General features: G+C 57.1%; 11 protein-coding genes. 8 read left to right on the top strand and 3 right to left on the bottom strand.

The window, feature by feature from the left end:
- Nucleotides 1–101 precede the first annotated feature (101 nt).
- Together tdh and kbl are read right to left on the bottom strand one after the other, a co-directional pair.
- The gene (tdh, locus tag ACP4QI_RS00515; protein ID WP_142487744.1) at nt 102–1,127 is read right to left on the bottom strand and encodes an L-threonine 3-dehydrogenase; all 1,026 of its coding nucleotides are present in this window, start codon (nt 1,125–1,127) and stop codon (nt 102–104) included.
- Nucleotides 1,128–1,136: 9 nt separating this feature from the next.
- The gene (gene kbl / locus ACP4QI_RS00510) at nt 1,137–2,333 is read right to left on the bottom strand and encodes a glycine C-acetyltransferase (protein WP_142487743.1); all 1,197 of its coding nucleotides are present in this window, start codon (nt 2,331–2,333) and stop codon (nt 1,137–1,139) included.
- A 215-nt stretch (nt 2,334–2,548) separates the two neighbouring features.
- Here kbl and rfaD point away from each other — a divergent pair, with 215 nt between their 5' ends.
- From rfaD to ACP4QI_RS00485, 5 genes are read left to right on the top strand one after another with little or no spacing between them, the layout of a single operon-like run.
- On the top strand, nt 2,549–3,481 hold the full coding sequence (gene rfaD / locus ACP4QI_RS00505) for an ADP-glyceromanno-heptose 6-epimerase (RefSeq protein WP_142487742.1): 933 nt from the start codon (nt 2,549–2,551) through the stop codon (nt 3,479–3,481).
- Between the two features lie 9 nt (nt 3,482–3,490).
- Nucleotides 3,491–4,537 (top strand): ADP-heptose--LPS heptosyltransferase RfaF, encoded by a 1,047-nt coding sequence (gene rfaF, locus ACP4QI_RS00500; RefSeq protein ID WP_142487741.1) that lies wholly within the window; start codon nt 3,491–3,493, stop codon nt 4,535–4,537.
- A gap of 3 nt (nt 4,538–4,540) precedes the next feature.
- Nucleotides 4,541–5,527 carry a lipopolysaccharide heptosyltransferase RfaC gene (rfaC, locus tag ACP4QI_RS00495; protein WP_285129211.1) on the top strand — a complete coding sequence of 329 codons (987 nt, stop codon included), beginning with the start codon at nt 4,541–4,543 and terminating at the stop codon, nt 5,525–5,527.
- A complete protein-coding gene (gene rfaQ / locus ACP4QI_RS00490) occupies nt 5,520–6,623 on the top strand; it encodes a putative lipopolysaccharide heptosyltransferase III (RefSeq protein ID WP_285129210.1) in 1,104 nt (367 codons plus the stop codon). The genes rfaC and rfaQ overlap by 8 nt, the downstream gene beginning before the upstream one ends.
- A complete protein-coding gene (locus ACP4QI_RS00485; protein ID WP_426495915.1) occupies nt 6,620–7,729 on the top strand; it encodes a glycosyltransferase family 4 protein in 1,110 nt (369 codons plus the stop codon). The genes rfaQ and ACP4QI_RS00485 overlap by 4 nt, the downstream gene beginning before the upstream one ends.
- Here the strand turns inward: ACP4QI_RS00485 and ACP4QI_RS00480 are convergent.
- Nucleotides 7,708–8,811: a glycosyltransferase family 4 protein gene (locus tag ACP4QI_RS00480; protein ID WP_426495914.1), complete on the bottom strand. Its 1,104-nt coding sequence runs from the start codon at nt 8,809–8,811 to the stop codon at nt 7,708–7,710. The genes ACP4QI_RS00485 and ACP4QI_RS00480 overlap by 22 nt on opposite strands.
- Before the next feature lie 255 nt (nt 8,812–9,066).
- On the opposite strand from ACP4QI_RS00480, the gene ACP4QI_RS00475 reads away from it, so the two are divergent.
- The 3 genes from ACP4QI_RS00475 (at nt 9,067) to ACP4QI_RS00465 (ending at nt 12,528) form a co-directional block, all read left to right on the top strand.
- Nucleotides 9,067–10,437, top strand: a complete 1,371-nt coding sequence (locus tag ACP4QI_RS00475; protein ID WP_426495913.1) for an O-antigen ligase family protein — start codon at nt 9,067–9,069, stop codon at nt 10,435–10,437.
- Nucleotides 10,438–10,562: 125 nt separating this feature from the next.
- Nucleotides 10,563–11,546 carry a glycosyltransferase gene (locus tag ACP4QI_RS00470; RefSeq protein ID WP_426495912.1) on the top strand — a complete coding sequence of 328 codons (984 nt, stop codon included), beginning with the start codon at nt 10,563–10,565 and terminating at the stop codon, nt 11,544–11,546.
- A gap of 10 nt (nt 11,547–11,556) precedes the next feature.
- Nucleotides 11,557–12,528 (top strand): glycosyltransferase family 1 protein, encoded by a 972-nt coding sequence (locus tag ACP4QI_RS00465; RefSeq protein ID WP_426495911.1) that lies wholly within the window; start codon nt 11,557–11,559, stop codon nt 12,526–12,528.
- Nucleotides 12,529–12,546 lie beyond the last annotated feature (18 nt).

Below are 12,546 nucleotides of genomic sequence, written 5' to 3'. Positions count from 1 at the left end.
TAAGCGAAGGCGGTAAAAAGCGAAGAAAAGCTGGCAAATATCCGGTTATGGACTGAAAAACGTGAGGCCGACGAAAAAAAGCGCCCGCAGGCGCTTTTCGTTTAATCCCAGCTCAGGATCACTTTTCCGGACTGGCCGGAACGCATCGCGTCAAAGCCCTGCTGGAACTCATCGATGGAGAAGCGATGAGTAATGATTGGCGACAGATCCAGACCCGACTGGATCAGCGCCGCCATCTTGTACCAGGTTTCGAACATCTCGCGACCATAAATGCCTTTGATGAACAGCCCCTTGAAAATCACCTTGTTCCAGTCGATGGACATATCTGACGGTGGAATACCCAGCATCGCGATACGACCACCGTGGTTCATGGTGTCGAGCATGGTGCGGAACGCCGGTGGCGCGCCGGACATCTCCAGGCCGACGTCAAAGCCTTCGGTCATCCCCAGCTCTTCCATCACGTCGTTCAGGTTCTCTTTAGAGACGTCCACCGCGCGGGTGACGCCCATCTTGCGCGCCAGCGACAGGCGGTATTCGTTCACGTCGGTGATCACCACGTTGCGCGCACCCACATGCTTCGCCACGGCCGCCGCCATGATGCCGATCGGGCCTGCACCGGAGACCAGCACGTCTTCGCCTACCAGGTCGAATGACAGCGCCGTGTGCACCGCGTTGCCGAACGGGTCAAAGATAGAGGCCAGATCGTCAGAGATATTGTCCGGGATTTTGAAAGCGTTGAACGCCGGGATCACCAGGTATTCTGCGAAGCAGCCCGGGCGGTTGACGCCCACACCGACGGTGTTACGGCACAGATGCGTGCGTCCGCCGCGGCAGTTACGGCAGTGGCCGCAGGTGATATGGCCTTCGCCGGAGACGCGATCGCCAATTTTAAAGCCTTTTACTTCCTGACCAATGCCAACCACTTCGCCGACATATTCGTGACCCACCACCATCGGCACCGGAATGGTCTTCTGTGACCACTGATCCCAGTTGTAGATATGCACGTCAGTACCGCAGATGGCGGTTTTACGGATCTTGATCAGCAGATCGTTGTGACCCACTTCCGGCTCCGGAACGTCGGTCATCCAGATGCCTTCTTCCGCTTTCAGTTTGGATAATGCTTTCATTACGCGTCCTCAGGCAATCACGCCCAGTTGTTTGCCGATGCGGGTAAAGGCTTCCACCGCACGCTCAATTTGTTCAGGGGAATGCGCCGCCGACATCTGGGTGCGAATACGCGCCTGGCCTTTTGGCACCACCGGGAAGAAGAAACCGGTGACGTAAATGCCCTCTTTCTGCAGTTCACGCGCGAAGTTCTGCGCCACCACGGCATCGCCCAGCATCACCGGGATAATGGCGTGATCGGCACCGGCCAGGGTAAAGCCCGCAGCGGTCATTTTTTCGCGGAACAGTCGGGCGTTAGCCCACAGACGGTCGCGCAGTTCGGCGCCGGACTCCACCATCTCCAGCACCTTGATGGAGGCGGAAACAATGGCCGGGGCCAGGGAGTTGGAGAACAGGTACGGGCGGGAGCGCTGGCGCAGCCACTCCACCACCTCTTTGCGGGCGGCGGTATAGCCGCCGGACGCGCCGCCGAGCGCTTTGCCCAGGGTGCCGGTGATGATGTCTACCCGGCCCATCACCTCACAGTATTCGTGGGAGCCTCGACCGTTCTCGCCGACAAAACCAACCGCGTGCGAGTCATCGACCATCACCAGCGCATCGTATTTGTCTGCCAGGTCGCAGACGCCTTTCAGGTTGGCGATCACGCCGTCCATGGAGAACACGCCGTCGGTGGCGATCAGCACGTGGCGCGCACCGGCCTCTCGGGCCTCTTTCAGGCGGGCTTCCAGCTCAACCATGTCGTTGTTGGCGTAGCGGAAACGCTTCGCTTTACACAGACGCACGCCGTCAATGATCGACGCGTGGTTCAGGGCATCGGAGATAATGGCATCTTCCGCGCCGAGCAGGGTCTCAAACAGACCGCCGTTGGCGTCGAAGCAGGAGGAGTACAGAATCGCATCTTCCATACCGAGGAAGGCGGCCAGCTTGCTTTCCAGCGCCTTGTGGCTGTCCTGGGTGCCGCAGATGAAACGCACGGAGGCCATGCCAAAACCGTGGGTGTCCATGCCCGCTTTAGCAGCAGCGATCAGCTCAGGGTGATTCGCAAGACCTAAATAGTTGTTGGCGCAGAAGTTGATCACGTGGCTGCCGTCGGCAACGGTGATATCCGCCTGTTGAGCGGAGGTAATGATTCGCTCTTCTTTGAACAACCCTTCCGCTCGCGCGGTTTCCAGGTCACTGTTTAACTGTTTGTAAAAATCACCACGCATTGCAATTCTCCAGACTCGGCAAATTTCGGCACATATTACCCAAAGCTATACGCCGATACGAGATGACGCATTAACAGTTCTCGTTTTTGCAGCATAAATCACGTGTACCCCTGCGCTGTGAAGGTGAATGGCTGAAGGGCAGCCATACTAATGATATGATAGAAACATTCGCGTCCGGGATTGTCCCCGGGCTCCACACTTCAAAGGTTACAGCTATGATCATCGTTACCGGCGGCGCGGGCTTTATCGGCAGCAATATTATTAAGGCCCTCAATGACAAAGGCATCACCGACATTCTGGTGGTGGACAACCTGAAAGACGGCACCAAGTTTGTTAACCTGGTGGATCTGAACATTGCCGACTACATGGATAAAGAAGATTTCCTGATCCAGATTATGGCGGGTGAAGAGTTCGGTGAGATCGAGGCTATCTTCCATGAAGGTGCGTGCTCCTCTACCACCGAGTGGGACGGCAAGTACATGATGGATAACAACTATCAGTACTCCAAAGAGATCCTGCACTACTGCCTGGAACGTGAAATTCCGTTCCTGTACGCCTCTTCCGCGGCGACCTACGGCGGCCGCACCTCTGACTTTATTGAATCCCGTGAATACGAGCAGCCGCTGAACGTCTACGGTTACTCCAAGTTCCTGTTCGACGAATACGTCCGCCAGGTGCTGCCAGAAGCGAACTCGCAGATCGTCGGCTTCCGCTACTTCAACGTCTACGGACCACGCGAAGGTCACAAAGGCAGCATGGCAAGCGTGGCCTTCCACCTGAACACCCAGTTGAATAATGGCGAAAGTCCGAAACTGTTCGAAGGTAGCGACGGCTTTAAGCGTGACTTCGTTTACGTGGGCGACGTAGCGGCAGTTAACCTGTGGTTCTGGGAAAACGGCGTCTCCGGCATTTTCAACCTGGGTACCGGCCGCGCGGAATCCTTCCAGGCGGTAGCCGATGCTGCGCTGGCGTATCATCAGAAAGGCAGCCTTGAGTACATCCCGTTCCCGGATAAGCTGAAAGGCCGCTACCAGGCATTCACCCAGGCGGATCTGACCAACCTGCGTGCCGCAGGCTACGACAAGCCGTTTAAGACCGTTGCCGAAGGCGTAACGGAATATATGGCCTGGCTGAACCGAGGCGCATAAGACATCCCTATGAGAATACTGGTGATTGGCCCGTCATGGGTGGGCGACATGATGATGTCGCAAAGTCTCTATCGCACGCTCAAGGCGCGCTATCCCCAGGCGATAATCGACGTGATGGCACCCGCATGGTGCCGTCCGCTGTTATCGCGAATGCCGGAAGTGAACGAGGCGATCCCGATGCCGCTTGGCCACGGGGCGCTGGAACTCGCCGAGCGCCGCAAGCTCGGTCATAACCTGCGCGACAAGCGCTACGATCGCGCCTACGTGCTGCCTAACTCCTTCAAGTCCGCGCTGGTGCCTTTCTTTGCCAGCGTGCCGCACCGCACCGGCTGGCGTGGCGAGATGCGCTACGGCCTGCTGAACGACGCCCGGATACTGGATAAAGAGGCCTGGCCGCTGATGGTGGAGCGCTACGTGGCGCTGGCCTACGACAAAGGCGTGATGCGCAGCGCGAAAGATCTGCCGCAGCCGCTGCTGTGGCCGCAGCTCCAGGTCCACGAGGGTGAGAAATCCCAGACCTGCAACGCCTTTGGCCTGTTGCCCGATCGTCCGCTGATTGGCTTCTGCCCGGGCGCGGAATTTGGCCCGGCGAAGCGCTGGCCGCACTATCACTATGCCGAGCTGGCGAAGCAGCTGATCGACGAAGGCTATCAGATTGTGCTGTTCGGCTCGGCGAAAGATCATGAGGCGGGCAATGAAATTCTCGCCACGCTGAACGTCGAGCAGCAGGCCTGGTGCCGTAATCTGGCCGGGGAAACCCAGCTGGAGCAGGCCGTCATTCTGCTGGCCGCCTGTAAGGCCGTAGTGACTAACGACTCTGGCCTGATGCACGTTGCCGCGGCGCTGAACCGCCCGCTGGTGGCGCTGTACGGCCCAAGCAGCCCGGACTTTACCCCGCCGCTGTCGCATAAAGCCCGCGTGATCCGCCTGATCACCGGCTACCACAAAGTACGTAAGGGTGACGCCGCCGAAGGCTATCACCAGAGCCTGATCGACATTACCCCGCAGCGTGTCCTCGATGAGCTTAACGAACTGCTGTTGAGTGAAGAAGGATAACGGATGCGGGTATTGATCGTTAAAACCTCCTCGATGGGCGACGTGCTGCATACGTTGCCCTCGCTCACTGACGCCATGAAGGCTATCCCGGGCATTCGTTTTGACTGGGTAGTGGAAGAAGGCTTCGCGCAGATCCCTGGCTGGCATGAAGCCGTCGACCGGGTGATCCCGGTGGCGATCCGTCGCTGGCGCAAAGCCTGGTTCTCCGCGCCGATTAAAGCCGAGCGTCAGGCCTTTCGCAACGCGGTTCAGGCCCAGCATTATGATGCCATCATTGACGCCCAGGGGCTGGTCAAAAGCGCGGCGCTGGTCACCCGACTGGCGCACGGCGTTAAGCACGGGATGGACTGGAATAGCGCGCGCGAACCGCTGGCGAGCCTGTTCTATACCCGCCGCCACGCGATCGCGAAGCAGCAGCACGCTGTCGAACGCACGCGCGAGCTGTTCGCCAAAAGCCTGGGCTACGCGAAACCGCAAATGCAGGGCGATTACGCCATTTCCCGGCATTTCCTGCACGACGCAGAGCACGCAAGTACGCCTTATCTCATCTTCCTGCACGCCACCACCCGGGATGATAAACACTGGCCGGAAGCCCACTGGCGCGATCTTATCGGCCTGCTGAGCGGTACAGGCCTGCGCATCAGGCTCCCGTGGGGAGCCCCGCACGAAGAGGCGCGGGCGAAGCGGCTGGCAGAAGGTTTTGACTACGTGGACGTGCTGCCCCGTATGAAGCTGGACGGCGTGGCGCAGCAGCTGGCAGGCGCCACGGCGGTCGTGTCAGTGGATACCGGCCTCAGCCACCTGACGGCGGCGCTGGATCGTCCTAATATTACGCTTTACGGCCCGACGGATCCGGGTCTGATTGGCGGCTACGGAAAAAATCAATATATCTGCCGCCCGGAACATTCATCGCAGCTGAGCGACCTTTCCGCCGCTGCGGTATTTGCGCAATTAGAGCCGTTGCTGGCAGCAGAGAGAGCCTATGTCTGATTTTTTCTCAGCGGAGCGCCCACCGAAGCGCGTGCTGATCGTTAAGCTGCGTCACCACGGTGACGTCCTGCTGACCTCGCCGGTCTTCACGGTGCTGAAAAAGAACTACCCCGATGTCGAAGTGGATGCCCTGGTGTATGACGACACCCAGGCGATGCTCACCAGCCACCCCTGTATCGACCAGGTGCATACCATTGGCCGCAACTGGCGTAAAAAAGGCTGGTTCGCGCAGTTCCGCCTGTACCGAGCCCTGCTGAACACCCTGAAGGCGCGTCAGTATGACGTGCTGATCAATCTCACCGAACACTGGCACGGCGCGCGGCTGGCGCGTCGTCTGAAACCGCGCGTGTCCGTCGGCTTTAAGCCCGATAAACGCGGCGGGCTGGCGCGTCGCCGGTGGGTGAAATCTTTCACCACCCTCTATCCGGCGATCCAGGATAACAGCCGCCATATGGTGGAGGTGAATCTGGATGCGCTGCGGCGGATCGGCATTCATCCGCAGACCGATGCCGATAAACACACCCTGTTTGTGCCGGGCGATGCGGCGGAAGCGTCGATTGCAGAGAAACTGGCCGGGTTCGGGCTGGCAAGTCAGTCCTACATTCTGGTGCACCCGACGTCGCGCTGGATGTTTAAGGCCTGGGATATTAACAAGCTGGCAGTCACCATTGATAACCTGGCGGCCCGCGGCCTGCCGATTATCCTCTCAGCGGCGCCGTCAAAAGAAGAGACCGCCTATATGGATGAGCTGCGTGCCGCACTCACCCAGCCGGTGTTTGATTTAAGCGGCCAGCTTAACCTGAAAGAGCTGGGCGCGCTGATGAAGCACGCGCGGGTCTACTTCGGTGTGGACTCGATGCCGATGCACCTCGCCAGCGCGGTGGGAACGCCAACCGTCGCCATCTTCGGCCCAACCGGGGCAATTAAGTGGGCGCCGTGGGGCGTGAACTACCGGGTGATCGTTGCCGGCTTTACCTGTCAGCCCTGCGGTAAAGCGGGCTGCGGCGACAGCGGTGTCTCCGACTGCATTACGGCGATCACCCCGCAAATGGTGCTGAGCGCCATCGATACCCTGCTGCTGGAAAACCCGACATGAAGCTGGCTATCGTTCGACAGACCTATAATCCCAACGGCGGTGCCGAGCGCTTTGTCTCCCGCGCCCTGAATACGCTGGCGCAGGATACCGCTCTGGACGTGACCCTGATCGCCCGTCAGTGGGAAGACGCCGCCGGCTGGCAAACGCTGACGGTCAATCCCGCATTCCGCAACCGCCTCGATCGCGAATCGGGTTTTGCCGCCGCCGCGGCGGCGAAGTTTGCGCAGTTCGATATCGTGCAGAGCCACGAGCGCATTCCGGGGGCAACCATCTTCCGTGCCGGGGACGGCGTGCACGCCACCTGGCTTGAGCAGTACAACCGCATCCAGTCACCGCTGGCGCGCTGGGCGCAGTCCCTGAGCCGCTATCATCGCTATATTTTGCAGGCGGAAACGGAGATGTTCACCCATCCTGCGCTGCGCAAAGTGATCTGCAACTCGAAGATGGTGCGGGACGATATCGCCCGCCGTTTTGGCCTGCCGGATGACAAGCTGACGGTGATCTACAACGGTGTGGATACTGCCCACTTTAGCCCGCAAGCTCGTGCGCTTTCCCAACGTGATGCGCTGGGGATCCCACAGGCAGCACCGGTGTTGGCCTATGTCGGTTCCGGGTTCAGCCGTAAAGGGGTGGCGACGGCACTGCGCGCTATAGTTCCTCATCCGGATGTCTGGCTGCTGGTCGCCGGGCGCGATAAACACGCGCGCAAATTCGAAAAGCTGGCGCAGTCCCTCGGCATCGCGTCCCGGGTGCGTTTTCTGGGACCGGTTGCCGATGTCCGTCAGGTGTATGGCTCCGCCGATGCGCTGTTCCTGCCGACCCTTTACGATCCCTTTCCGAATGTCTGCGTCGAAGCCCTGGCCTGCGGCCTGCCGCTGCTCACCAGCCATGGCTGCGGCGCGGCTGAGTGGATTGAAGAGGGCGTTAACGGCTGGGTGCGCGACGCGCTCGACCGCGACGGGTATCAACAGGCGATAAGCCTCTGGCTTCAGGGCCGTGAACAGGGCGTGGATTACTCAGCGGCGGCACGCGCCACGGCTGAGCCTTATACCCTGGAACGGATGGCGAAAGAGTTGCAGGCGCTCTATCGCGACCTGCTGCGCTGAGCCGCGGTGGAAAAGACCTTTTCCATCGCCTCCAGCATGCACTCGCGGGTGAAATGGCTGCACAGGTAATCGTACCCCTGCTGCGCCAGCTTTTCGCGCAGCGCGGCATCGTCATGCAGTTTGACAATCGCCTCGCGCAACGCCGTTTCGTCGCGCTGCGCAATCAGGATCCCGGTCTGGCCGTTAATCACCGCATCAGCCGTGCCACCCGCGTCGGTGGCGATAGTAGCGATGCGCGAGGCCAGCGACTGCAGCACCCCCTGCGGGAGGCCTTCCATATCGTGCGACGGGCTGAGCGCGACATCAAAGGCCGGGAACCAGCGTTCAGGATCGCTGCGATGCCCCGCCATCACCACCCGCTGATGTAATCCCAGGTCGACAATCTCCTGCTCCAGCGTCGCTTTATGTGGCCCTTCACCGACAATCGCCAATTTGATGTGCGGATTATCAATGGCGGCCAGGGCACGCAGCAACACGCTATGGCCTTTGTTAGGCCGCAGGTGCGATACCACGCCCAGCCAGAAATCCGCCTGCGACAGGCCGCAATCTTCACGTGCGGTCTGTTTATCCCCCGGGTGAAAACGCCGGGTATCCACGCCGCTCGGCACAGAGGTGCTCTGAGCCATCGGCACCCCGATATCCGCCATCTGCTGGCGCAGCGCCTCTCCGGTGGTCACAATATGGGCGCAGGCTTTACGAAACAGCCAGCGGGTAGTCCAGTTATTGCGTGGTACGCCGGAGGCGTGACGGGTACGCACCAGCGGAATTGGGCTCGAAAGGGTAAGATTGGCCAGCGCCACCAGCCAGGTATCGGCAGAATTGTGGCTGTTGATGACATCAACGGACTGGCGATTCTCTTTCAGCCAGCGGCGCAGCTGCTGCAGGTTGTGCAGGTTTTTACGCCGAAGCGGCATAGTCACCACCGTTAACCCGGCATCGCGCGCCAGGCCGTGTAGGGGTGCACTGTCCGGGCAAAGTATGGTCACCTGATGGCCGCGCTGAATCATCCCTAAGGACTCATTGATGATGCGTAATGGCTGACCGCCTTTACCGCCGTCTGCTTCAGTGTGAACAATATGCATACTTTTCCTGTTTATTGTGCAATGACTTGCCGTAACGGCAAATTATAACCGTTACGGCTGCGGTAATACATAAAGCCTGGTGCCGGAAAGCGCCTAACGGATTATTCTTGCTTACAAACATTGTCCTTCTGTAGGCCAGGTATTTGTGATAGTTTTCTTTGGCTTTTTATTTCCCACGGAAAAACCGTGGAGATCGCTCACAGCTTTGTTAACCAGCCGGTCAAGAACCGAAAATCCTTAACCAGCCCAAAATATATGACAAATACTCGTAACATTCTGACAGGTCTGTTAGTCCTTGCTGTACTGGCTTTATGTTTTGTCTGGCCGATTCCCAACGATCAGCTGCCGTTTCACCGCAATGGATTGATTTATCCCATTGTCGCCGTGGCACTTGGCCTGTTTTTTAATGGGATAAAAACCAGACAACGGCTGGATTTAAGCAAAATTAAGTTCGTTCTTATTGTGATATGGGCGTTAACTTTCTTTATTCTGATTAATGGTTTTTTTGTCGCCCCGGACATAAAAGAAATGGTTTCTGCCTGGAGTGGCCAGTGGTTACGCCCGGTATTACTGTTCTGCGCTGGTCTGGTATTATTACCGGCGATCCAGCGGACATTCCCCGCCATGACCGCCGCCCGCTTCTTTACGCTGGTGCTCCTCTTCTTCTGGGGCGTGGTCTGCGTACATTTACTGGATTCCCTCTGGCTTTACTGGCGCGACGGTTATATTCACTGGGGCGAAACGCGGATCGTCTTTAACCGCACCCGCATGAGCTTCCAGGTCAATATGATCACCGGCTTTATCCTGGCCGAGTTGCTGGCGCGCGGTCTGTTACATCAACGTTTCCTGCGCCTGAACACCCCCGTGCTGGGGTTGATGCTTTTAAGCAACCTGCTGTGTACCGCGCTGGTTGATACCCGCTGGGGCACTATCGGTCTGGTCGGCAGCCTGTTCTCAACCTTTATCCTGTTGAGCCTGCACAGTATGCGTCGCAGCAGGGTCATCGTCACCGGTGGCATTCTGGTTGGTCTTATTATTGTTTCTGCGCTACTTGGTTACGCCTCATGGAAAACCGACCCACGCTGGCAAAACCTGGAAAGTGATGCCATCGCAGGCTGGAATGCTCCGTTTACCAGCTATTGCTACAACAAAACGGACGGTACGATACCTCTAAATGGGTTAGGGCAGCCGATGGATCACTCTAACGGCTGTCGGGCCAGCTTCTTCCATCAGGGCTGGAAACTGGTTGCTGAACACCCGGCGGGCGTAGGGGCCAAAAAAGAGGCGTTCCGCTATGTGCTGCGTCGGGATACCCAGGATAACCGTATTAACATCCCCCATAGCCACTACGGCCTGATTGAATTTGGTATTCAGAACGGTGTTATGGGTATCGCGGGCTGGCTGATCTTGCTGGTAGGCTGTTGGTATATCGGCTGGCGGGAATTCCGTCGCGGCAACATCATGGTGGGAATGTTCCTGCTGCTCTTTACCATCGGTTTCTTCTCCAGAACCATGGTCGATCACAATCTCGTCGATCACTACCTGGAGCAGTATATGTTTCTGACCGGCTTGCTGGTTAGTATGTGCGCCCTGCGTCCTGCCCAGAGCGAGAAGCCAATATCCTGATCAATCTGACGCGCCAGTGAGGATAATCACACTGGCGCGGAACGCTTTAGCCTGTCGGCTGTCAAACTGCCAGCAAATGGTCTCGTTATATCCTTTTTATTGCTGCGTATTTTTACGGAGAAAGCATGTCTGAAACGCCTCAATTAAGCCTCATCGTTGCCGTTTTTAATGGCGAAAAATTCCTGAGCGCTTTTTTTGACAGCATTAAACAGCAGAATTTATCGAGTCTGGAACTCATTATTGTTAATGATGGCTCAACGGATCGTTCAGATGAAATTATTGCTCGCTATGCCAGTGAATTTAGCCATTTCAAGATAATCGATCAGCCTAATGGCGGCGTATCGGCCGCGCGCAATACCGGTCTTGCCCAGGCGACAGGCGAATACGTTGCCTTCCCCGATATAGATGACGTTATTTATCCGGGCATGTACCCGCGCCTGCTGGATATTGCCTTTGCGGGCCAGCTGGATGTGGCGACCTGTAACGGCACCTATATTTATGACGACGGTCGCCCGTCGAAAAAGATTTTTCCGTCCGACAAGCTGGCTTCAACAGAGGTGCTGGACGGCCCGGAATGGCTGCAGATGGCGCTGGCCTCGCGCAAATTCCTGCACGTCACCTGGCTGAATATCTATCGCCACGCCTTTATCAAAGCGCAGGGTTTTACCTTCGAACATGGCCTGCGTCATCAGGATATTCCCTGGACCACGGAAGTGCTGCTGACGGCCAAACGCGTGCAGTACGTGGATGAAGTTTATTACGACTATCTGATCCACTCGGCTTCGGTATCGCACACGCCAGGCACTGACGATACGCGGATGCGCTCTTCACGCCACTATATGAAAATCCTCGAAATGCTGGATGCCATCAATAAACGCTATCCGGAACAGGTGAAGCGCGCCCCGGCCTGCCAGTGGCAAATAGCCAAAGAAGGGCTGGGTATTCTGCACAGCATTAATAACATTGAAGACAGCGCGAAAAAACGCGAAATCACCCAGGAACTGTTCGATCGCGGCATCTGGTCGATGATCTGGCAAAACGCGCGGGGTTTGCGGCAGCGCTGGCGTCTGGGACGTCGTTACCTCCGTCTTAAAAAACTCGTCAAATGAAAGTGTAATTATGAACAAGCTAAAACTGCATGTTGTCTCAAGGCAGGATTACATCGCGACGAATTTTGCTGACTTCCAGTTGTTAGTTGACCAGAAGATTCATCCTGATGATATTCCGCATCGCTTTTACTGTGGTGGCCGTGGGGTCTGGACATTCCAGACACTGCTTAGCCTCAACTACTATTTTAGCGGTCAGATCGAATGTTCCTGGGGGACGGAGTGCCGTTCTGATGCCATTAATTTGATGCATAACGATCACTTTGGCTCACGTGTTAAACCCTGGATAGGCGTCACAGTTGTCGCCCGTGCCGATCGCCCTCCCGTCCATGGTGCTGATTATGTCGTCGAGCAGAACTCTGCCGTCGCATCAGATCCAGAACGTATTTATATTCCTCATTGGCCGCAACCAGGGATTAAGCCTCGCGAGAGTGAGGATAGCGACGTTAAACACGTCGCCTATTTTGGTAGCGCCAATAGCTTTCCGGAAGAATACCAAACAGAAGCTTTTAAACAGCGTCTGGCCGACCAAGGTATCAGTCTCCGCATCTCCTTCGATAACTGGACCGACTACCAGGACGTGGATATTTGCATTAGTTTCCGCAAATCGCACGATCATAAGCTGGCACGCAAACCCGCCAGTAAATTGATCAACAACTGGCTGGGACGTACCGTTATGGTGTGTGATGACGAGCCGTCCTTCCGCGCGATCCGCGAAAGCGAGCTCGACTACCTGATCGCCAAAACGCCGGACGAGGCCTTCGATGCTATCATGCGTCTGAAAAACTCCCCTGACCTGTATCGTCAGATGCGCGAGCAGGGTGACAAACGTTTGCAGGTTTACTCCCGTGAAGCGGTCGCCGCACGCTGGTTCAGCCTGTTTGAGGATATCTGGCGTAAAGGACTGCATAAACGCCCTACCCTGGTTCGTGCACTGCGCTTTGGTTTCGGTAAAGCCATTCGCCCGCTAACGAAAAAGTTTTGAGTAACCTTGAGTCCGTTC

Source organism: Leclercia sp. TB492, assembly GCF_049974505.2.
Lineage (GTDB): Bacteria > Pseudomonadota > Gammaproteobacteria > Enterobacterales > Enterobacteriaceae > Enterobacter > Enterobacter adecarboxylatus_C.
This window is presented reverse-complemented; position numbering and strand designations above follow the sequence as displayed.